Raw genomic sequence first — 20,282 nt, 5'->3', positions numbered from 1 at the left:
GCCGCCGGGTGTCTTCCCGCGCGACCGACCGCATTTGAGAGGAAACCTAGAGACTATCCGGAAGGCCAAATAGCCCGAACTGCGAAACCGACATGTCTGTTTGCGCCATCGCAATTGTTCGGATCGCGCCATCGGCTATCGACGGCACAAGCCGGCCAGTGAAGCGCTCAACCTCGGCCGTCAGGGGCTTTTCAGTCGGCAAAACCGGCCGTCAGCGCGAACTCCCGCCCCATCTCCATGATCTCTTCGAACACGTGGCCGGCATAAGAGCGCGGCACGATGATTTCGAAGCGGTTGGGACCGGTGCGCGCGACATTGGCGCCGACATGGCAGCACAGCATGCTCGCGGACTGCCCCTCGGCAAAGACCTGCGGATGCAGATCGACGGCCACGCATTTGGCGAGAATACAACGAACGCTGGGACCGGAAATGCGAAGCAGCACACGGCCGTCGCTCTGCTCGAAAAAGGAAAGCCGGGCCGGATCGAGCTTGAAGAGATCCCGCGCCACACTCTCGGCGCCAAGCGCCTCCGACACGACAAGCCATTCCCTCGGTCCGACGTCGCGGACGGATACGTCCTTGATCGCCTGCAGACTTGCCAAAACGCCATCCTGATCCCCGGCCCTGCCAAGCACGGAGAAGATGGCGGGGCGGCGCACGACAACAAGATGATTCGGGTTGGCGGCGGCCTCGAAGCCCGAAATATGATCCTCCAGCACGTGCCTGTTCTGAAACGCGACGCTCATCAATCCATCACCCCAAAAGCTTCTTGTTGTCGGGATCGACAAAGACCGGACTACAGACTTCCGCCGGCACTTCCTCGCCGCGCAATCCGTCCCAGACGACCACATGCTCGCCGATGCGCTCCCTGCCCGACTTCAGGAAGGCCAGAGCAATGGAATGGCCGAGGACAGGCGAGAAGCAGGCCGAGGAGACATGACCCTGATCGTTCACGGTGGATGGCCGTGCGCCTTCCTTCAAAAGATGCGCGCCGGCATGGATCTCCTTCGTCGTATCGAGAGGCTTCAGGCCCACGAGCTGCCCGCGATCGGCGGCCGTCAGACCAAAGCGGGTGGAGAGTCTCTTGCCGATGAAATCGGGCTTCTGCGCCGCCATCATCCGTCCGAGCCCGACATCGTCGGGCGTGGTGCGGCCATCCAGCTCATTATGGGTGACATGGCCTTTCTCGATGCGCAGCACGTTAAGGGCTTCGACGCCATAGGCGCAGATGCCATGCGCCTTGCCCGCTTCCATGATCGCATCCGCGACAACCTCGCCGTAGCCGGCGGGCACCGCAAGCTCGTAGGCAAGTTCGCCCGAGAAGGAGATGCGGAACAAGCGCGCCCTCAACCCGCCTTTCAACAGGACTTCGGCCGCAGCGAGGAACGGGAAGAACGCGTCGGAAATATCATCCTCGACGATCTGCTCCAGAACCAACCGCGCCTTGGGGCCGGCAATCGCCATCTGGGCCCATTGATCGGAAGAGGAAACGAAACGAACGTCGAGCTGGGGCCAAAGCGTTTGAGCGCAGAATTCCATATGCGTCATCACCTCGCCGGCCATCGCCGTCGTGGTCGTCATGAAGAAATGATCCGGTGTCAGCCGGCTTGTCGTGCCGTCATCGAAGACCATGCCGTCCTCGCGCAGCATCAAGCCGTAGCGCGCCTTGCCGATCGGCAGTTTCAGGAAAGCGTTGGAATAAAGCCGGTTAAGAAACTCAGCCGCATCCTTGCCGAAAATCTCGATCTTGCCGAGCGTCGACACGTCGCAAAGCCCGACATTATTGCGGACGGTCAGGACTTCGCGGTCGACGCTGTCGCGCCAGCCTTTCTCGCCCGGCCGGGCAAACCACGACGAGCGATACCAGAGGCCGGCCTCGACGAAGGTTGCGCCGTTCTTCTTCGCCCAGCCATGCAGCGGCGATTCCCGAACCGGCTGCGCATGCTTGTCGCGCGCCGTGCCCGCCAAGGCACCGAAGGAAACCGGCGTATAGAACGGTCTGAACGTCGTTGTGCCGACGGCAGCTGGGCTGACACCGCGCATACCGGCAATGATGCCGGCCGCGTTGACATTGCCGAGCTTGCCCTGATCCGTCGCCATGCCGCTGGTCGTATAGCGCTTGGCATGCTCCACATGGCCGAAGCCTTCACGCAGCGCGAGGCCAAGATCCTTAGTATGGACATCGTTCTGAAAATCGACGAATGCCTTGTCCTTCGCGCCCGGCACATGCCAGATCGCCGCGAAAGACGGATCATATTCGCCCTCGACCTCGGGCAAATCTTCCGCATGAGCCGCGCAGCCCAGGCTTTCGATGACCAATAGCGCCTTTCGCGCGCCATCGGCGAGGCAGCCGGAAACGCTCTCGATGCCGGCAGCCGAGCCGGCAATCTCCAATTCACCGCCGACGAGCGGCGCCATGAAGGCTTGTCTTTCGTCCGACCAGACCGGCTTGGCGCCGCGCTGGCAGGCAAGATGGATGATCGGCGACCAGCCGCCCGACATGGCGAGCGCATCGCAGGCAATCAGCTCATCCAGTCCGCCGCGATCGGCGATGACGCCGCTGATGCGGTGCTTGCCTTTGGTCGCATGCACGGTTGCTCCATGCACCACCCGAACGCCCTGAGGGACAGCATCATCCGATGCCGCACGTGTATCGAGGATCGCCGAAATCTCGACGCCCGCGGCAGCCAGATCGGCGGCCGTGCGATAGCCGGAACCGCCATTGGTGAAGACCGCAACCTTCTGCCCGGCAACAACGCCATAGCGGTTAAGATAGCTGCGCATGGCGCCGGCCATCATCACGCCCGGGCGATCGTTGCCGCCGAACACCAGCGGTCGCTCCTCCGCGCCGGAGGCAAGGATGGCGCGCTTGGCGGCAATGCGCCAGAGTCGCTCGACGGGAAGATCGGCCGATGGCATCGCCACATGCTTCTGCACCTTCTCGACGGCACCGAAGACATTGCCGTCATACCAGCCGAACACGGTGGTGCGCGGCATCAAGGTAACGTTCTCGAAGCTCTGCAGCTCTTCAAGCGTCGCCTGGACGAAAACGTCAGCGGCAGCGCCGCCGATCGTCAGCCTTTCCGAAAGCAGCGAGCCGCCAAACCGGAAACCCTCATCGGCCAGCACGACACGCAAGCCCGCACGGGCAGCGGTCAGAGCCGCCGTCAGGCCCGCCGGACCGGAACCGATGACCAGCAAGTCGCAATGCGCCCAGGCTTTTTCATAGCGGTCTGGATCGGCCTGCATGACCGCCTTGCCGAGGCCGGCGGCGCGCCGGATCAGTGGCTCATAGACCTTTTCCCAGAAGGCGGCGGGCCACATGAAGGTCTTGTAGTAGAAGCCCGCGCCGAGGAAGGGCGAAAGCAAGCTGTTGATCGAGCCGAAATCGTGCTTCAGCGACGGCCAGCGGTTCTGGCTCGCGGCCGTCATGCCCTGATAGAGTTCGGCGACGGTAGCGCGCGTATTCGGCTCGGTGCGGCCGTCCTTGCCGATGGTAACAAGTGCGTTGGGCTCGGCCGATCCTGCCGTCAGGATGCCGCGCGGCCGATGATATTTGAAGCTGCGGCCGACCAGCAGCTGGTCATTGGCGAGCAGCGCGGCGGCGAGTGTGTCACCCTCCAGACCCTTCATCTCCCTGCCGTCGAACTGGAAGGAAAGCGGCCGGCTGCGATTGATGAGGCCGCCGGTCGACAGACGATAGGCCGTCATCGTGCCGCCTCCTTCGCCTTGTCCTCGGCATCGGTAACGGAAAAGATCTCGTGAGTGACGTTGCTGCGCTCGACGACCAGCCAGCGGCGACAGCCGGCACCGTGATGCCAATATTCCTCTATCCGGCCGCGCTCATTGTCGCGGATAAAGACGTAACGGTTCCAGTCCTCATCCGGCGCCGCCGGCGCCGGGCGCACGACGGAAGCCGTGCCGCGAATGGAGAATTCTTCCTTGGGTCGCACGCCGCAATGCGGGCAGTTGATCAAGCTTGCCATTGGTATTGTGCCCTCAATGCAGGTTCGACTGCGGACCCTTGCCGCTCTCGTCGATCGCGAAGCCGCGCTCGAAGCGGTCAAGACGCAGAAGGCGGCTGACCTCATGGCTTTCGCCCTTGGCGATCAAATGCGCGAAGCAGAAGCCCGAGGCTGGTGTCGCTTTGAAGCCGCCATAGTTCCAGCCGCAGTTCAGATAGAGATTTTCGATGGGGGTACGGTCGATGATCGGCGAGCCGTCCATGCTCATGTCCATGACGCCGCCCCAGGTGCGCAGCACGCGCACGCGCGAAAGGCCGGGGATGAGCGTCACCCCCTCCTCCATCGTATGCTCGACGGTGGCGAGATTGCCGCGCTGCGCATAGGAGCTGTAGTAGTCGATATCGGCGCCGAAGACTAAGCCGCCCTTGTCGGACTGCGAGATATAGAAGTGTCCCGCGCCATAGGTGATGACATTGTCGATGACGGGCTTCAGCCCTTCGGAAACGAAGGCCTGCAGGACATGCGTTTCGATCGGTAGTTCCAGATCGGCCATGTTACCCAGGATCGACGTATGGCCGGCGGCCGCGAGCGCCAGCTTGTTGCAGCCGATGAAGCCGCGGTTCGTTTCGACCCCCGTCACAGCACCGCCCTCGTCGCGACGGATGCCGATCACCTCACATTGCTGGATGAGATCGACTCCGCGGCTGTCGGCGCCGCGCGCATAGCCCCAGGCAACCGCATCGTGCCGCGCCGTGCCGCCGCGCCTCTGCAGCAAACCGCCGAGGATCGGAAACCGCGCATGATCGAAGTTCAGGTAAGGCATCATCCGGCGAACCTGCTCGCGTTTGAGCAGTTCCGCATCGACGCCATGCATGCGCATGGCATTGCCGCGCCGGGCATAGGCATCGCGCTGGCCGTCGGAATGGAACAGATTGACGATGCCACGCTGGGAAACCATGGCATTATAGTTGAAATCCTGCTCCAGCCCTTCCCAGAGCTTCATCGAGAATTCGTAGAAAGGCTCGTTGCCGGGCAGCAGGTAGTTGGAGCGGATGATCGTCGTGTTGCGGCCGACATTGCCGGAGCCGATGTAGCTTTTTTCCAGCACCGCGACGTTGGTGATGCCGAATTCCTTGGCGAGGTAATAGGCCGTCGCCAGCCCATGACCGCCACCGCCGACAATGATCACGTCATAATGCGGTTTCGGCTCCGGCGTCCGCCACACCGGCTGCCAATGGCGATTGCCCGAAAACGCCTGTTTTAGAAGCTGATAAGCCGAATAACGCATGCATTCATCCCGATCACGACCCGGCCGCACATTCGCATATGCAATAAAAACGACAAGTCCCGAAAGGACGAAAAAGCTTCGCAAACAGGATATGTTCTTTTCCGATTGCGCAGTGACGGACGGTGTCTGCTCCCGGAAGAATACGTCGCGGACCTGCCGAAAAGCATGCCTGTCCGGGACGCCATGCGGAGCGCTGTTGCTAAACCTTCGCTCACGCGTTAAGGCGAAGGAACCTGGGCATCGGAAGTTTAAACTTCGCAATCGCAACTTCCTATATATAATGTCCGGAGATTCAGGCGCGGATCGCGCGGAAGACGAAGAAGCAGATGCTTGCAACATTCGAAAAGGCGGCGCTCGAAGCAGGAAAGGCCATATTGGAGGTCTATCGTGCCGGCTATGCGGTTGCCTTGAAGCAAGATATGAGCCCCGTCACGCTGGCCGACGAGCGCGCCGAAAACATCATTCTCAGGCACCTCGAACGCGATTTCCCGCATATCCCGGCCATTGCCGAAGAGCAGGTTTCAGCTGGCAAGATCCCGGATGTACGAGGCCGCGCCTTCTTTCTGGTCGATCCGCTCGATGGCACCCGAGAATTCATCGAACATCGAGACGAGTTCACCGTCAATATCGCCTATATCGAGAACGGTATTCCCATCATCGGCATTGTCTACGCACCGGCACTCGGGATAGCTTTTACCGGCGAGCCCGGCAGGGCGCGCAAGCTGATCGTCGATGAGCATTTTGCCATCTCCGATCGCTTGACCATCGGCGTGCGTGAGCGCCCGGCCAAACTGACCGCGCTCGCAAGCCGCTGCAACAGCAACGCGAAAACCGAAGGCTTTCTCACCGACAACGCGGTTTCCGGCTGCACATCGATCGGTTCGTCACTGAAATTCTGCCTGCTCGCCGAGGGTAAGGCCGACGTCTATCCGCGCTTCGGCCGTACGATGGAATGGGATACGGCCGCCGGAGATGCGGTCTTACGCGCCGCCGGCGGCACGACCGTAACCGTCGAGGGCGGCCTTCTGACCTATGGCAAGACCGACCAGAGCGAGGATGCCGACTTCGCCAATCCGCACTTCATCTGCTGGGGCGGACAGAAGAGCGGCGTGTCGGCGTAAGTTTATTTTTGCAAGTAAAAAACAATTCTTGCGCCTGTTCCCGGCCTGAGAGCAGCGTATGAGCTTCCTCGATTTCGGCTCGGAAGCGTAAGTTTTTACTGACGAAAAATCATAGAATGAATGCGGTTTCCCCTGAAATAACAGGGGCTTTCGGGCATTTTGCTCAGGCAGGACATACGCAAATCAGCTGCCTGCCACATTTGTTAAAATTATTAGCAAAGTCTTACCATGTGCTTAGGCAATTTTTAAATGTGGCAAGATAGAGTGCCTCTCGTGGTCTTGAGTGTGTGTAGAGAGTCCAATGACCGAAATGATACGTCCCCGAGTGAAGTATGTCATCGGCCCCGATGGCAGCCCGCTGACGATAGCAGACCTTCCGCCGCCGAATACGCGCCGCTGGGTCATTCGTCGTAAGGCAGAGGTTGTCGCCGCCGTGCGTGGTGGTCTGCTCAGCTTGGAAGAAGCCTGCGAACGTTATACGTTGACCGTCGAAGAGTTCCTCTCCTGGCAGTCGTCCATCAATACCCATGGCCTTGCCGGCCTCCGGACGACCCGCATACAGCAGTATCGCCACTGACAGCAGCGACAGCACCACCTTAATTGATCTTTGTGTTCGGGCCTCTTTCTTGCAAAGAGGCCCGAATTATTTGATGCGACCAGCGTCGAAGCAAAATGGTTATCGATTATCGGGTAAGCGACAGGCCGCTTGAAAACATTCGACGGCAGACTGATCTCTCCTAGATCATTCAGGAGTTGGCAGCGCGCTGGGCGCATGCAATCCTCCTCATCTGCAACGTGATAAGGGAAAAATCATGGATATCCGCAATGAAAACAACGCCTCCGGTGGCCGGTATGTCGCGACCGTCGAAGGTCACGAGGCGGAAATGACGTTTTCCCGCACCTCCTCCAAGCTGATCATCATCGATCATACCGGCGTGCCGGATGCCCTGCGCGGCAAGGGTGTCGGCCAAGCGCTGGCGCTTCACGCCGTCGAGGAAGCGCGCCGCGGCGGCTGGAAGATCATCCCACTCTGCCCCTTCTTCAAGGCGCAGGCACAACGCCATGATGACTGGCGTGACGTCGTCAATCTCTAAATAAGCGTCAACAGCAACCGTGCATATGCTCCGGCAATGATCCGAGTGGGCCTTAATCCGTCCAGATGGACGGATTAATCTTCAAAACGCAAAAGCTGCGCATGGCCGGCCCTGTCACGGCCAGTCATGCGCAGCTTTCATGCGCTCTCCGTCGCATCTCCCGCATTGCGAAGATTACCCTCATATCGGGATGAAGCTAACCCGATCCCGAAAGGGCGACGGACTTGCGTTGTCAGGCGCGTGCCCGCGCCGGACCCAAACCATCACGCTCCTCGAGCGCGGCAGCCTTGGCATATTCCGCCTGCATTTCCTCAAGCGAACTTTCCAGCGTTTCTTCCTGAACCTGCAGCTCACGGATCGACACCTGCAGATTGTCCGCGCGCTGGCGGGCCGCCTTGGCAAAAGTCGGGTAAGCAAAGTGGTTAGGATCGGAAATGCCGGACTTCTTCTCTTCCAGCACGATCTGGCTTTCCAGTTCCTTCGTCATGCGGTCAAATTCCGCCATCATCATCTGCAACTGCTGCAGCTGACGGCGTTTTTCGTTCACCTGAAACTCTTTCAGGCGAACAAGGCTCTCACGTGACTTCATACGCATTACTCCCGTGATGCGAGACCCCGGCTCTCGATATTCCCGCCCGCCAGGCCACTTTGAGACGGCTTGGTTAAAAAAATTTCCAGCGATCTTAATAAAAGCCTACCGCTGGTAACCTTTCGTTTACGGGCATCGTTAATGATAGGCGCAATGATTTAAGGCTCGGTAAATGTTGTGGTCGGATTTCGACATGTTGGCATTGATGAGTCGGATGAATCACTTGGCGTGAGTTCTTAATGCGATACTTTAGGAGAAGATTTTACTGATTGTCGTTGGAAAACAGTGCAATGGAAAAATTATTTAATAAATTCGATACGACTTGCCAGAGTGAATCAGAATTTGTTAACCATTGCATGGCAGCTTCCAAATCAACCAGTGATTTGATCGGTATCGCGTAAGGGGGCTGACGACCTTTCGGCGGCGGTAAAGGGGACAATTATGCGGGTTCTACTCATTGAAGACGACAGCGCGACAGCGCAGAGCATCGAATTGATGCTCAAATCCGAAAGTTTCAACGTCTACACCACCGATCTCGGTGAAGAAGGCGTCGATCTCGGAAAGCTTTACGACTACGACATCATTCTTCTCGATCTTAACCTTCCCGATATGTCCGGCTACGAAGTGCTGCGCACCCTGCGCCTTTCGAAGGTCAAGACGCCGATCCTCATCCTCTCCGGCATGGCCGGCATCGAGGACAAGGTTCGCGGCCTCGGCTTCGGCGCCGACGACTACATGACCAAGCCTTTCCACAAGGACGAGCTGGTCGCCCGCATTCACGCCATCGTTCGCCGTTCCAAGGGCCATGCCCAATCGGTGATCATGACCGGCGAGCTCATCGTCAACCTCGACGCCAAGACCGTCGAAGTCGGCGGCCAGCGCGTGCATCTGACCGGCAAGGAATACCAGATGCTGGAGCTGCTCTCGCTGCGCAAGGGCACGACGCTCACCAAGGAAATGTTCCTCAACCATCTCTATGGCGGCATGGACGAGCCGGAACTGAAGATCATCGACGTCTTCATCTGCAAGCTCCGCAAGAAGCTGGCCAACGCCGCCGGCGGCGCCAATTACATCGAAACCGTCTGGGGCCGCGGCTATGTGCTGCGCGAGCCCGATAGCAACGATTTCGCCGAAAGCGCCTGAGCCCATCCCCACCTTTACCGCCGATACACAAAAATCCCGCCGCTTCAGGCGGGATTTTTTATTGGCGCTTTGCCAATGAAGCACAGAAGAACAGCCGCCTCGAAGGGCGGCTATCGCCGCTTGATATGTCTGGTTAAAATTACGCGGCTGCAGCGCGATTGCCGAATATGGCCGTCAGGATCTTGCGGTCGAAAGGCTTCAGCAGAAAATCCGTGGCGCCGGCGCGCTTTCCGGCCATCAGTTTGCGAAGGTCCGCCTCGACAACGCAATAATAGATCTTCACATCCTTGCCATTGGGCATGGCGCGGATGCTGGTGATGAGATCGAGCGCTCCTTCCATGCCGGCATCGACGATCAGATAATCCGGGATTTCGGCCTGGCAGCGCATCAGCGCCTCACGGGCATCCCCGGCTTCGCTCACGAGAAAATCCAGTTCCGACAGGATTCGTTTGCCGACTTTTCTGACGACATCCGATGTATCCGTTATCATGAACCGCTGCATCTATGAGCTCCCTGGCATCAGCCGCCATTATCCAATGCCGGCTTCAAATTGAAACGATAGGAGCAGCAAGCTAAGGATTCGTTACCGCTACATTATCAATTGAGCGGACAACCCCCAGATTGCACAGAATTTTCAATGCACGAAAAAATAAACCCGCAGCCGATGCTCGACCGCGGGTGAAAGACACCGGTGAACCGATCCGTTTATTGCGCCGCCATGGACGCGACGAAGGTCAATTCCTCTGGCGTCGCATTGTAGGAAAGCTCCATACCGCTCTCGTCGGCAAGAAGAACCGTGTAGTAAGGCTGGATCGAATGGGCGTCGATTGCCTCCTCGAGCGCGCCTGAGCAGATCTCGGCGAATTTCGGCGGCACGCGCATCAGCCGCCCCTTGACGGCAATCGTGAACTTGGCGTCGAATTCCGGATTTTCGAGCGTCACGTCGATGTTGCCGCCGCGCGGAATAGCGCCATAGGCAACCAGGAAGAGATTGAGCAACAGCTTGACGCGGTTCTTGGCGATGATGGCGCGCGGACCGATCCAGTTGACCTCGGTCTTCTTCTCGGCGGCGGCAAAATCCTTGGCCGCCCGCTCCGCTTCGCCTGTGTCGATCGAGGCGCCGACCGAGCCGGAAGCGCCGAAGGCAAGGCGCGCGAATTTCAGGCGGACGGACGCGTTGAGTGCGCTCGTACGGATCAGATCCATGGCATCGGCGTCAGCACCACCCTCGTCGAGCAGCTCCAGGCCATTGTTAATCGCCCCGACCGGAGAGATCACATCATGGCAGACGCGGCTGCACAGCAGCGCGGCCAGATCAGGTCCGGTCAAGGTGAGGTTCGGGTTCTTCGACATTCATTGTCTCCTGAATGCTGGCAAGGCAAAATGCAGTCGAGTCCACGTTGCCACGGTAAGGTTGCCCGAGGGTTGTCGCAGCCAGTGTACCGCGCGCCATAATGACACCATATTTGGTAAACCGATTGTTAAGACCATCAACGCAAAATGCATTCATCACCATCAGACTTTTCCGCATGCGAATCGGCCTGCGATCGATGAGCGGAATGGTCTGAAGATGGGGCGCGCCATGCGTAGCGCATTCAGCCGAATGCGTTGCTTATTCGTCCCTGTTGCACCGACCATGATGAACGGATGACTTTCATGCGCTATGAACTCCTCAAGAGAATGCCAAGTCCCGGCACCAGGACGCTCGGCCTCGGCCTGATCCTGGCCATTGTCGCATTCGTGAGCTTCGCCTTGCCGGTTCGCCAGGCTTCTGCCGCGCCCACCAATCAGTATTCGGCGCAGGAAATCGTCGATGCCGGCCATTCCTTCTTCGGCTCCACCAGCGGCGGCCTCGCCAAGGTGGTCGAGCGGGCCTTCCAGCAATATGGCTTGCCGAATGGCTACATCCTCGGCCAGGAAGGCTCCGGTGCCTTCCTGGCTGGCCTGACCTACGGCGAGGGCCAGCTCAACACCAAGAACGCCGGAGAGCATCCGCTCTACTGGCAGGGTCCGTCGCTCGGCTTCGACTATGGCGGCCAGGGCACCCGCGTCATGATGCTGGTCTACGACCTGCCGAGCATCAACAGCGTCTATACGCGCTTTGGCGGCGTCAGCGGCCAGGCCTTCGTGGTTGCCGGCTTCGGCATGACCGTGCTGAAGAACAACAATATCGTCCTCGTGCCGATCCGCACCGGCCTTGGCGCCCGCCTCGGCGTCAACCTCGGCTATCTGAAGGTTACGCCCAGCCCGACCTGGAATCCTTTCTGATCCTGCGCCTCATATGGTCTCCCAGGCAGCCCAGCCTTGGCCCGCGCAGATCGCGGGCCTTTTCTTTCCGTAAATTCGCTCCTGTGCCGATAAACCATATCCGCGTTAAACGCTTGCCCGCATGGCTAACCCATGATTAATCATTTTATCGAGATCGAACATAACTCCAGGATACTGGCCGCGTCGTGATTCAATTTGCTCTCTTGTTCGGATTGGGCTTTCTGACGGCCGCTCTTCTGGTCTTTCTCATCGCGCCGGCAATCCATCGCCGCATCGTCTGGTTCACCGAAAAGCGCCTGAAGGCGACTATGCCATTGAGCCCGCAGGAAGTGCGCGCGCAGAAGGATATGGCGCGCGCCCTCTTTGCGGCCGAAAACGCCAGAACCGAACACGCCCTGAGCCAAGAACGCGACAAGACCGTTACCCTGCAGATCCATAATGGCAAACTTCAGCAAGAAGCGAGCCGCCTCTCCGCTGGAAGCGCTGAGCTGCAAACGCGCATCGACGATCTGGAAGCGGAGGCGGGCGAACTGCGCTCTCGCCTGCGGCACGAGGAGAGCTATATCAGCCAGCTCAAATCGGGCATCCATACCGCCGAGCAGGCGAGTGCCGAAAAGGAAGCCGATATCGACGGGCTGCGCAAGCGGATGACGAAGATGGCCGCCGACACGGACAATCTCAGGATCGACCTCGCAACCCGCGAAACCGAAATCGAAAGCCTGAAGCTGCGCATCAATACATTGCGGGACGAGCGTGATACGCTACGCCAGGATCTGAGCGCAGCAAACCTGCGCGCTGCGGACGCCGGACAGTCGCTGCGTCAAGAAAGCGACAGGAACAAGCGGCTCGAGGAGCGCCTCAATCGCGAGATCGCCGGCAGCGCCGACAGGGAAACCGCGATCGAGCGGCAAGCTCAGGATGTCATCCGGCTGAGGGAGCGGCTCGAGACCGCCGTCAAGGAATCCAAGGAGGCCGGCAAGGCGCTGCGCGCCGCCGGTCTTACGCCGCCGAAAAAGCCGGCAAGAACGCCGAAGCTTTCGGCTGCCTCGGTGATCGCGACCGCCGATGACCAGATAAAGGCTGCAGAACCGACACAAGTGGCAGAACCGGAACGGACAGTGGAAGACGAAATCGCCGAAATGACGGAAGAGGTCCGCAACCGGGCTACGGCTCTTTCCGACCGCTTGGCAAAGACCCGCTCGCCCGCGCATGATGATGCCATGCGCGAGGAGATTGCCAAGATCGCTGCCAATATGGTGGCGCTGACGGCGCTCAAGGAAGGCGATAGCTCCCCGATCTTCGATCTTCTGCCGAAGGATAGAGAACCCGCCGAGCCGGGCGCGCGCCTCAGCCTTGCCGATCGCGTCGCGGCCATGCTGCCGAAACATCCCTGACCGCCTCGGTCAGATGCGCCCGTTCTTTGCTGCCATCTCGTAAAGCGCGATACCGCTAGCGGTCGCGACGTTGAGACTGTCCAGCCCCGGCGCCTGCGGGATGCGCACGCTGCCGAAGGCGGAAAGGATGCTCTGCGGAAGGCCGTCCCCTTCCGTGCCGACGACAAGAGCCATGCGCTCCGAAGCCGCGACGTCGCGAATATCGACCGTCCCGCGTGGCGAGAGGCTCCAAATGGCAAAGCCGTGCTCGGCCAGCGCCGTAAGCAGTTCCACGCTGCTCGATTGCCGGCGGTAAGGAACGGTCAGGATCGAACCAACCGAAACCCGCAGCGCCTTGCGATAGAGCGGATCGCAGCAGCTCTCGTCGAGCAGCACCGCGTCCGCGCCGAAGGCCGCCGCATTGCGGAACATGGAGCCCATATTGTCGTGATTGGAAATGCCGCAGCCGACGAGCACAAGCGCGTGCTTCGGGAATCGATCGAGAAGGCCGCTCATCTCGTCTTCCACCGTTCTGCGTCCAATTGCCAGAACACCGCGATGGAGATGGAAGCCGACAATGCCGTCAAGCACCTCGGCAGCCGCGACATAGACCGGGACATCGGGCGGCAAGGCGCCGATGATGTCGCTTAGGCCGGCAACGCGGTTTTTGAGCAGCAGCACTTTCTCGGCGATGAAATCGCCAGCCGCCGCATGCGCGCCGGCGAGAAGCCGCAGCACGACGGTCCCTTCCGCGATGAAACGGTTCTCGCGACCCGTCAGATCGCGTTCACGGATATTGCGGAATTCGGCGATACGCGGATCGTCGGGATGCGTGATCTCGATGAGCCGCTCGCTCGTCATCGTCAGGCCGTCAATTGGACAGCGATATGGTCGCGACGATGCGGCCGATACCGTAGTCGAAGACGATGGCTTGGCGCTGGCCGCCGGCAAGCGTGCCGTAGAACAGGATCTGGTTGCCCGACAGCGCCGTGGATTGGACGGCAAAACCCGCCGGCAACAATGCCGTCACGGCAACCGGGGCATCGGACGGGATGACGGAGGCCGCCTGCCCTGTAGGCTTCGCTACTGGCTTCATCGTCTTGTAGACAACGGCACCGAAGACAGCCATAAGGCTCACCACCATGACGGCCGCAGAGACGATCTGCAGGCGGATCATCTTGCGTCGGACTTTCTCCAGGGCCGGATCGAGGGGCTTTTCCTCTTGATCGTCTGGCTCGAGATTCGTCATCGATGCGTCCTTACTTCCTGAAGAGCGCTTTGTGCGCCGGAGAATAGATTTGAGCGACCCCTTTAAAGAAGCCGCGAGCATTAGAAAAGTCCTAACCGCCGATGAAAATGCCGAAGGACGGCTCGATGCGTGGCTGACGGCCGAGATCGGCGAGGAATTCTCCCGCAGCCGCGCGCAGGCACTGATCAAGCAGGGCGCGGTTCTGCTCAACAATGCGCCTGTGACGGACGCCAAGCGCAAGGTGCGCCCCGGCGATGTCTATGAGATCACCCTGCCCGAGCCGGAGGATCCGACGCCGCAGGGCGAGGATATCCCGCTCGACGTCCTCTATGAGGACGATGATGTGATCGTCATCGCCAAGCCCGCCGGGCTGGTCGTCCATCCCAGCGCCGGCAATTGGACCGGCACGCTGGTCAATGCCCTGATCCATCATTGCGGCAGCAGCCTCTCCGGCATCGGCGGCGTCCGTCGCCCAGGCATCGTCCATCGGCTGGACAAGGATACGACGGGTGTGATGGTCGTCGCCAAGAACGATGTCGCCCACAGGCATCTGTCGCTGCAATTTGCCGACCATGGCAGGACGACCTCGCTGGAGCGTGCCTATCAGGCCATCGTCTGGGGGCGCCCCCGCCAGCTTGTCGGCACCATCGATGCGCCCCTCGGCCGGTCGAGTAGCGACCGCACGCGCCGCGCCGTCAAGCGCCCGGATTCGCAGGACGCCGATGAGGCGATCACGCATTACGAGGTGCTGGAGCGTTTCCACGAAGGACAGGACGCGATCGCACTTGCCTCGCTGATCGAGTGCCATCTCGAAACTGGCCGGACGCATCAAATCCGCGTGCACATGGCCCATATCGGCCACCCGCTGCTCGGCGACGCCGTTTATGGCGGTGGCTTCAAGACCAAGGCCAATCTCCTGCCGGAAGCTGCAAAGCAGGCCGTCCATCGCTTCACGCGTCAGGCTCTGCACGCCTACATGCTGCAATTCGAGCATCCACGCACCGGTGAGGTCATGCATTTCGAGGCGCCACTGCCTGATGATATGGAAGAGCTGATAGAGGCTCTCAGGGGATAGGCAGGAGGCTTCTCAGCCTTACCGCTGGACGCCCGCGACCTGCCGCCCTATAATATTAGACATGGAGGACCGAAGTCCGAGCGCTTGTGCCTGTCGAAAACGCGACCGCGTTTTCGGGGTCGATATGGCGGAATCGTCTGGTGCCGGAACATTCGGGAGGATAATCTCAAGGGCGATGTCACGGCGAGACCGATGGTCACGCTGCAGTAACACTTGCGTGACCACATCCTTGAATCACCGTTTCGCCGTACTTATCTTTACATTGGTTCAGTGCGGGGTCCTCGGACCCGTACGCCTTGGTCCGCTTCGAAGAAGGCGCGCAAAATACGCCCCCAGGAGGAACCAAATCTTGAATAGGAGGGTGCACAATCATGGCCCGTAATACCTTGCCATCCATTGCCGCCGGAGAAACCGGCCTTAATCGTTATCTCGACGAGATCCGCAAGTTCCCGATGCTGGAACCGCAGGAAGAGTACATGCTCGCCAAGCGCTATGCGGAACATGCCGACCGTCAGGCCGCGCACAAGCTCGTCACCAGCCATCTGCGCCTCGTGGCGAAGATCGCCATGGGCTATCGCGGCTATGGCCTGCCGATCGGCGAAGTCGTGTCGGAAGGCAATGTCGGCCTGATGCAGGCCGTGAAGAAGTTTGACCCGGAACGCGGCTTCCGCCTGGCAACCTATGCCATGTGGTGGATCAAGGCTTCGATCCAGGAATATATCCTGCGCTCATGGTCGCTGGTGAAGATGGGCACGACCGCCAATCAGAAGCGCCTGTTCTTTAACCTGCGCCGCCTGAAGGGCCGTATCCAGGCCATTGATGACGGCGACCTGAAGCCGGAACACGTGACCGAGATCGCCACCAAGCTGAACGTCTCTGAAGAGGAAGTCGTTTCGATGAACCGCCGCCTTTCCGGCGACGCTTCGCTGAACGCGCCGATCAAGGCTTCCGAAGGCGATTCCGGCCAATGGCAGGATTGGCTTGTCGACGATCACGACAGCCAGGAAGACGTGCTGATCGAACAGGACGAGCTCGACACACGCCGCCGCATGCTGGCGCGCGCCATGGGCGTGCTGAACGATCGCGAGCGCCGCATCTTTGAGGCACGCCGCCTCGCCGATGAGCCGGTGACCTTGGAGGATCTCTCGTCCGAATTCGACATCAGCCGCGAACGTGTCCGCCAGATCGAGGTTCGTGCCTTCGAAAAGGTTCAGGAAGCCGTCCAGAAGGATGCGCTGGAACGCGCCAAGGCGCTGCGCGTCGTCGAAGCGACCGCCTGAAGCCTGTCTTCGAATAGGTTTCTCAATGGGTAAAAATGAAAAGGCGGGCCGCAAGCCCGCCTTTTTCATATCCATCGATTTCAGAAAGCCTTACTGACCGCTCGAGGCGACACCGCCAAGTGCCTGCCATTCCGAAATTGCCTTGTTGAAGGCATCGGTGCCGGTCGGACCCTTTTCCATCGTCAGCAGGGCGCGTCGGCCGTTGCGATAGACGACCGGAATGTCGATCCAGTTACGGCTCTTCAAGAGATCGAGGTTGGTCTTGCGCGCATCCGGGAAATCGTTGAGCGCGACCATGTAGACATCGTCGGTCACCTTGGCCGGCACCGCGATCAACGCATCGCCGCGATCCTGCTCGGTCGCTTTCAATGCAACGCGCTGGACATTATCGATCGCCCCGCCTTCGAATGTCGGAGGAACCTGGAACGCCAGCTCGATCAGATGGCTCGCCGGAAGCGAGGAATCCGAATTTCGCGAAACGGTGATGGTGGCGGTCAGGCCGCGATCCGGGACGGTGATGAGACCCTGTACCGAAGGTTCCGGCCGGCCATCGGCCCCCTTGCCTTCCTGAACGGACCAGGTGACGGTGCCCTGGAAGGCGGAGGGCGACGTCTGGCCGAGGCGCTCCTCATAAAGGAAAACCTTCTGCCCGTCGGTAGCCGTCGCCGTCTGCTGCGTCACGGACGGCGGCTGATTGGCAGGTGCCTGCTGTTGCTGGCTGGCCGGGGGTGTCTGCTGGTCCGTAGAAGCGGATGGGCTCGGCGCGGCGGTCGCAGGCGCCTGGGTCTGCGCGGCCGCGGCATTGTTCGCAGGCTGCGTCGCCGTCGCGGACGGTGCGGCGGAAGCAACATTCTGCTGCGCAACGGACTTGCCCTCGACGACACCCGGCTGACCATTCGCGGCCGGCCCCTTATCCTCTTCGGTGCCATTGGCCAGAAGACGCTGCGTGAACTTTGTATTGACCGTATTCGGGTCACTGGTCGCCGCGGCGACATCCGTATTGCCGGCGCCCCACGGCTGCTGGCTCGCAGGATTGTTCGGCTGCGGCGCAGCCGCCTGCTGCTGGGCAGGGGTGGAAGCGTTACCGTTCTTCGGGGCATTATTGCCTGCCGTATCCGCAGCAGGTGGCGTCGCTCCGTTCTTCGTTGCCGAGCTGACGAGTTTCGTCACCATGTTGTTGAGCGCATCACGGTTCAGCCAGGCCGCATAACCACCTCCCCCGACGACCGCAAGTCCTACAAGCGTGACGATGATGCCGGTAACGTTGAGACGACGGCGCTTCGGCTCCATGCGGAAGCTGCGACCCTGCAGTTTTGCCGCCATGCCCTGATCGAGATCAGGCGGAACGGAAGAACCGCCGCCCCGCTCGTCTTCCGCGCGCTTATCGAAGCCGGCAAGCTCCTTGAGTTCGCGCCAGCCATCGTTGGCCGCGTCGGCATCAGGCGCCATTTTGCCGGGAGAATGCACATCCGCAAAGAGATCGACGTCGTCAAAAGCGTTTTCCGGCATCTGCCGAGCTGGCTGCTGAACCGGCGTGGCAGCGGTAGACGAAGACTGCAATTCCTCGAAGACATCGGCGTCCCAGGCAAAGCCCTTGTTGATAGCGGGCGCCTTCGCGGTCTCGGATGCCTCGACGGGATGGCCGAACGGTGTCTCCGCGAAAGCCGCGGCCGGCATGACCGGTTCGGGCTGGGAATGACGGGTCGGCGCATCCACCTCGGCCCAGATCTGCTCGACCTGGCTTATGACGTCGTCGACCGGCGTGGATTGCGCGCGTTGCCCGGGCGCGGCGTGGACAGGCTCGACGGCAACCGCCGGCGCTTCCTCCGCATGATGTTGCGGCTCGTCCTGATAAACCGGCTCGAGGGTCGGCTCCTCGTCTATCTCGGCATGGTGCTCAACGCCGGCATGTTCGGCAGCAGGAACATGGGGTTCCTCTTCGCGTTGCGGCTCGCTCCATTCCTCGACAGGCTGATGCTCATGTGCATGGTCCTGCTCCACATGCGAAGCAGGCTCCTCGTGAGCGGGCTCCTCATGGACAGGTTCTTCGTCGGCCGGCGGGGCAACGTCCGGCTCCTCATGCGCATGAACCTCGGCGGGAGCCGCTGCAGGCTCTTCCACATCCGCTTCGGCATGGACTTCTTCAGCCGGATGTTGCTCGTGAACGGGCTCGGGAGCGGTATCCTCGTGCACCGCAGGCGCTTCCGCGACCGGCTCCTCCGCTCCGGGAAGGGCCTCGGCATGCTCGGCCTCGACCTCGACGATTGCGGCCTCGAGCTTGTCGAGCTGACGGCGCAGCATTTCCTCGGGGGGGCGCGGCTTCATGCTCTCGAGCTGCCGTTGCACGGCACCACGAGCTCGATCGTAAACCTTGACCCGCATTTCGGGAGTATTGTCCGTCAGGCCGTCAACGGCCCGTCGAATAACTGCTACAAAATCCGCCATCAGTACTTTCTCATGATGCCCGGCGGGCAGCCGGGCCGGGATTCGTCATAGATACGCGACTTTAGCCCTCAAAGGGGTCAGTCACAAGTATGGTGTCCTCGCGCTCCGGACTGGTCGAAAGCAGCGCGACCGGCGCTCCGATCAGCTCCTCCACCTGGCGGACATATTTGATCGCCTGCGCCGGCAGATCGGCCCATTTGCGCGCGCCGACGGTCGATTCCTTCCAGCCTTCGAGCGTGATGTAGATCGGCTCGACGCGGGCCTGCGCCGCCTGGCTTGCCGGCAGGTAGTCGATTTCCTTGCCGTCGAGCGTGTAGCCGACGCAGATCTTCAGCTCGTCGAGGCCGTCGAGAACGTCGAGCTTGGTAAGTGCGATACCGGTGATGCCCGAGGTCTTCACGGTCTGGCGCACCAGCACGGCATCGAACCAGCCGCAGCGGCGCGGACGGCCGGTGTTAACGCCGACTTCACGGCCGACGGTCGACAGATGCTGGCCAATCTCGTCATGCAGCTCGCAAGGGAACGGTCCCTCGCCGACGCGGGTGGTATATGCCTTGGTGATGCCGAGCACGTAACCTAGCGCCGTCGGGCCAAGGCCCGAGCCGGCTGCGGCCTGTCCGGCCACCGTGTTGGAGGAGGTCACGAAAGGATAGGTGCCGTGATCATTGTCCAAGAGCGCACCTTGCGCACCTTCGAAAAGAATACGGGCGCCCGCCTTGCGCTGCTCGTCGAGCAATCGCCAGACCTGATCGATATAGGGAAGGATATGCTCCGCTACGGAACTGAGCTCCTGGTGCAGCGCATCGAACGAGATTTCGTTGACGCCCATGCCGCGGCGCAGTGCATTATGATGGGTCAGAAGCCGGTCGATCTTGGCAGGCAGCGTTTCCGGCTCGGCAAGATCGATGACGCGGATGGCGCGGCGGCCAACCTTGTCTTCATAGGCAGGACCGATGCCGCGACGCGTCGTGCCGATCTTCGTGCCGCTGTTGGAGGCGGCATCTTCACGCATGGCGTCCAGATCACGGTGCAGCGACAGGATCAGCGGTGCATTCTCAGCAATGCGCAGCACATCGGGGGTAACCGCGACGCCTTGGGCGCGCAGCTTTTCTACTTCGGCGACAAAATGATGAGGATCGACGACGACGCCATTGCCGATGACGCTGAGCTTGCCGCGCACGAGCCCTGAGGGCAGCAGCGCCAGCTTGTAGCTGACACCATCGACGACAAGCGTATGACCGGCATTATGACCGCCCTGAAAGCGCACAATCACATCGGCGCGTTCCGAAAGCCAGTCGACAATCTTGCCCTTGCCTTCGTCACCCCACTGCGAGCCGATCACTACAACATTCGTCATTTATCCATTCCCGCTTCCTGCGCGCAGCCGCGCGC

The 20,282-nt window shown here is 60.5% G+C and carries 19 protein-coding genes; 8 read left to right on the top strand and 11 right to left on the bottom strand.

Translation table 11 applies throughout. The features are described 5' to 3' along the window. Positions 1 to 191: 191 nt before the first annotated feature. From FP026_RS10410 to FP026_RS10395, 4 genes are read right to left on the bottom strand one after another with little or no spacing between them, the layout of a single operon-like run. Entirely contained in the window at positions 192 to 746 is a 555-nt protein-coding gene (locus FP026_RS10410; RefSeq protein ID WP_149634539.1) for a sarcosine oxidase subunit gamma, read from the bottom strand. Between the two features lie 7 nt (positions 747 to 753). After that, on the bottom strand, positions 754 to 3,711 hold the full coding sequence (locus tag FP026_RS10405) for a sarcosine oxidase subunit alpha family protein (RefSeq protein ID WP_149634538.1): 2,958 nt from the start codon (positions 3,709 to 3,711) through the stop codon (positions 754 to 756). After that, positions 3,708 to 3,986, bottom strand: a complete 279-nt coding sequence (locus FP026_RS10400) for a sarcosine oxidase subunit delta (protein ID WP_149634537.1) — start codon at positions 3,984 to 3,986, stop codon at positions 3,708 to 3,710. The genes FP026_RS10405 and FP026_RS10400 overlap by 4 nt, the downstream gene beginning before the upstream one ends. 13 nt (positions 3,987 to 3,999) lie before the next feature. Next, positions 4,000 to 5,253 (bottom strand): sarcosine oxidase subunit beta family protein, encoded by a 1,254-nt coding sequence (locus FP026_RS10395; RefSeq protein WP_149634536.1) that lies wholly within the window; start codon positions 5,251 to 5,253, stop codon positions 4,000 to 4,002. Between the two features lie 326 nt (positions 5,254 to 5,579). Between FP026_RS10395 and cysQ the strand changes: the two genes are divergently transcribed. The 3 genes from cysQ (at position 5,580) to FP026_RS10380 (ending at position 7,468) form a co-directional block, all read left to right on the top strand. Further along, positions 5,580 to 6,374: a 3'(2'),5'-bisphosphate nucleotidase CysQ gene (cysQ, locus tag FP026_RS10390; protein WP_149634535.1), complete on the top strand. Its 795-nt coding sequence runs from the start codon at positions 5,580 to 5,582 to the stop codon at positions 6,372 to 6,374. A 301-nt stretch (positions 6,375 to 6,675) separates the two neighbouring features. After that, the gene (locus tag FP026_RS10385) at positions 6,676 to 6,951 is read left to right on the top strand and encodes a DUF1153 domain-containing protein (RefSeq protein ID WP_004107124.1); all 276 of its coding nucleotides are present in this window, start codon (positions 6,676 to 6,678) and stop codon (positions 6,949 to 6,951) included. A gap of 235 nt (positions 6,952 to 7,186) precedes the next feature. Beyond that, positions 7,187 to 7,468 (top strand): GNAT family N-acetyltransferase, encoded by a 282-nt coding sequence (locus tag FP026_RS10380; protein ID WP_149634534.1) that lies wholly within the window; start codon positions 7,187 to 7,189, stop codon positions 7,466 to 7,468. A 232-nt stretch (positions 7,469 to 7,700) separates the two neighbouring features. Here the strand turns inward: FP026_RS10380 and FP026_RS10375 are convergent, their stop codons facing one another. After that, on the bottom strand, positions 7,701 to 8,057 hold the full coding sequence (locus FP026_RS10375; RefSeq protein WP_149634533.1) for a flagellar export protein FliJ: 357 nt from the start codon (positions 8,055 to 8,057) through the stop codon (positions 7,701 to 7,703). 441 nt (positions 8,058 to 8,498) lie between these two features. Between FP026_RS10375 and ctrA the strand changes: the two genes are divergently transcribed. Next, complete coding sequence (gene ctrA / locus FP026_RS10370) at positions 8,499 to 9,200, top strand: response regulator transcription factor CtrA (RefSeq protein ID WP_004116994.1); 702 nt, start codon at positions 8,499 to 8,501, stop codon at positions 9,198 to 9,200. A 139-nt stretch (positions 9,201 to 9,339) separates the two neighbouring features. On the opposite strand, the gene FP026_RS10365 is transcribed toward ctrA, so the two are convergent. Together FP026_RS10365 and chpT are read right to left on the bottom strand one after the other, a co-directional pair. Further along, positions 9,340 to 9,702 (bottom strand): response regulator, encoded by a 363-nt coding sequence (locus tag FP026_RS10365; RefSeq protein WP_075851409.1) that lies wholly within the window; start codon positions 9,700 to 9,702, stop codon positions 9,340 to 9,342. A gap of 203 nt (positions 9,703 to 9,905) precedes the next feature. After that, positions 9,906 to 10,553 (bottom strand): histidine phosphotransferase ChpT, encoded by a 648-nt coding sequence (chpT, locus tag FP026_RS10360; RefSeq protein WP_149634532.1) that lies wholly within the window; start codon positions 10,551 to 10,553, stop codon positions 9,906 to 9,908. A gap of 303 nt (positions 10,554 to 10,856) precedes the next feature. Here chpT and FP026_RS10355 point away from each other — a divergent pair, with 303 nt between their 5' ends. Continuing rightward, positions 10,857 to 11,468 (top strand): DUF1134 domain-containing protein, encoded by a 612-nt coding sequence (locus tag FP026_RS10355; protein WP_149634531.1) that lies wholly within the window; start codon positions 10,857 to 10,859, stop codon positions 11,466 to 11,468. Positions 11,469 to 11,653: 185 nt separating this feature from the next. Further along, positions 11,654 to 12,862: a hypothetical protein gene (locus FP026_RS10350; RefSeq protein WP_149634530.1), complete on the top strand. Its 1,209-nt coding sequence runs from the start codon at positions 11,654 to 11,656 to the stop codon at positions 12,860 to 12,862. Between the two features lie 9 nt (positions 12,863 to 12,871). On the opposite strand, the gene FP026_RS10345 is transcribed toward FP026_RS10350, so the two are convergent. After that, a complete protein-coding gene (locus FP026_RS10345; protein WP_149634529.1) occupies positions 12,872 to 13,702 on the bottom strand; it encodes a TrmH family RNA methyltransferase in 831 nt (276 codons plus the stop codon). Between the two features lie 10 nt (positions 13,703 to 13,712). After that, a complete protein-coding gene (locus FP026_RS10340; RefSeq protein ID WP_149634528.1) occupies positions 13,713 to 14,090 on the bottom strand; it encodes a hypothetical protein in 378 nt (125 codons plus the stop codon). A gap of 49 nt (positions 14,091 to 14,139) precedes the next feature. Here FP026_RS10340 and FP026_RS10335 point away from each other — a divergent pair, with 49 nt between their 5' ends. Beyond that, positions 14,140 to 15,165 (top strand): RluA family pseudouridine synthase, encoded by a 1,026-nt coding sequence (locus FP026_RS10335; RefSeq protein WP_149634527.1) that lies wholly within the window; start codon positions 14,140 to 14,142, stop codon positions 15,163 to 15,165. Positions 15,166 to 15,536: 371 nt separating this feature from the next. Continuing rightward, entirely contained in the window at positions 15,537 to 16,445 is a 909-nt protein-coding gene (rpoH, locus tag FP026_RS10330) for an RNA polymerase sigma factor RpoH (protein WP_149634526.1), read from the top strand. Positions 16,446 to 16,535: 90 nt separating this feature from the next. Here rpoH and FP026_RS10325 read toward each other — a convergent pair whose 3' ends face one another. Both FP026_RS10325 and FP026_RS10320 read right to left on the bottom strand, forming a co-directional pair. Beyond that, a complete protein-coding gene (locus FP026_RS10325; RefSeq protein WP_149634525.1) occupies positions 16,536 to 18,890 on the bottom strand; it encodes a hypothetical protein in 2,355 nt (784 codons plus the stop codon). A gap of 61 nt (positions 18,891 to 18,951) precedes the next feature. Further along, complete coding sequence (locus tag FP026_RS10320; RefSeq protein WP_149634524.1) at positions 18,952 to 20,247, bottom strand: adenylosuccinate synthase; 1,296 nt, start codon at positions 20,245 to 20,247, stop codon at positions 18,952 to 18,954. Between the last annotated feature and the right edge of the window lie 35 nt (positions 20,248 to 20,282).

Origin of the sequence: Martinezella tropici, assembly GCF_008370325.1 — a bacterium.
Classification (GTDB): Bacteria; Pseudomonadota; Alphaproteobacteria; order Rhizobiales; family Rhizobiaceae; genus Rhizobium; species Rhizobium tropici_B.
The sequence above is the reverse complement of the archived record's forward strand: the minus strand, read 5'-3'. Positions and strand labels throughout refer to the sequence as shown.

Excerpts from the sequence above, each read along its gene's own strand:
- FP026_RS10405 (WP_149634538.1), bottom strand. The coding sequence starts at position 3,711 with ATGACGGCCTATCGTCTGTCGACCGGCGGCCTCATCAATCGCAGCCGG.
- ctrA (WP_004116994.1), top strand. The coding sequence starts at position 8,499 with ATGCGGGTTCTACTCATTGAAGACGACAGCGCGACAGCGCAGAGCATC.
- FP026_RS10325 (WP_149634525.1), bottom strand. The coding sequence starts at position 18,890 with ATGGCGGATTTTGTAGCAGTTATTCGACGGGCCGTTGACGGCCTGACG.
- FP026_RS10340 (WP_149634528.1), bottom strand. The coding sequence starts at position 14,090 with ATGACGAATCTCGAGCCAGACGATCAAGAGGAAAAGCCCCTCGATCCG.
- FP026_RS10385 (WP_004107124.1), top strand. The coding sequence starts at position 6,676 with ATGACCGAAATGATACGTCCCCGAGTGAAGTATGTCATCGGCCCCGAT.
- FP026_RS10365 (WP_075851409.1), bottom strand. The coding sequence starts at position 9,702 with ATGCAGCGGTTCATGATAACGGATACATCGGATGTCGTCAGAAAAGTC.
- rpoH (WP_149634526.1), top strand. The coding sequence starts at position 15,537 with ATGGCCCGTAATACCTTGCCATCCATTGCCGCCGGAGAAACCGGCCTT.
- FP026_RS10400 (WP_149634537.1), bottom strand. The coding sequence starts at position 3,986 with ATGGCAAGCTTGATCAACTGCCCGCATTGCGGCGTGCGACCCAAGGAA.
- FP026_RS10320 (WP_149634524.1), bottom strand. The coding sequence starts at position 20,247 with ATGACGAATGTTGTAGTGATCGGCTCGCAGTGGGGTGACGAAGGCAAG.
- FP026_RS10410 (WP_149634539.1), bottom strand. The coding sequence starts at position 746 with ATGAGCGTCGCGTTTCAGAACAGGCACGTGCTGGAGGATCATATTTCG.
- chpT (WP_149634532.1), bottom strand. The coding sequence starts at position 10,553 with ATGTCGAAGAACCCGAACCTCACCTTGACCGGACCTGATCTGGCCGCG.
- FP026_RS10375 (WP_149634533.1), bottom strand. The coding sequence starts at position 8,057 with ATGAAGTCACGTGAGAGCCTTGTTCGCCTGAAAGAGTTTCAGGTGAAC.
- FP026_RS10355 (WP_149634531.1), top strand. The coding sequence starts at position 10,857 with ATGCGCTATGAACTCCTCAAGAGAATGCCAAGTCCCGGCACCAGGACG.
- cysQ (WP_149634535.1), top strand. The coding sequence starts at position 5,580 with ATGCTTGCAACATTCGAAAAGGCGGCGCTCGAAGCAGGAAAGGCCATA.
- FP026_RS10345 (WP_149634529.1), bottom strand. The coding sequence starts at position 13,702 with ATGACGAGCGAGCGGCTCATCGAGATCACGCATCCCGACGATCCGCGT.
- FP026_RS10380 (WP_149634534.1), top strand. The coding sequence starts at position 7,187 with ATGGATATCCGCAATGAAAACAACGCCTCCGGTGGCCGGTATGTCGCG.
- FP026_RS10395 (WP_149634536.1), bottom strand. The coding sequence starts at position 5,253 with ATGCGTTATTCGGCTTATCAGCTTCTAAAACAGGCGTTTTCGGGCAAT.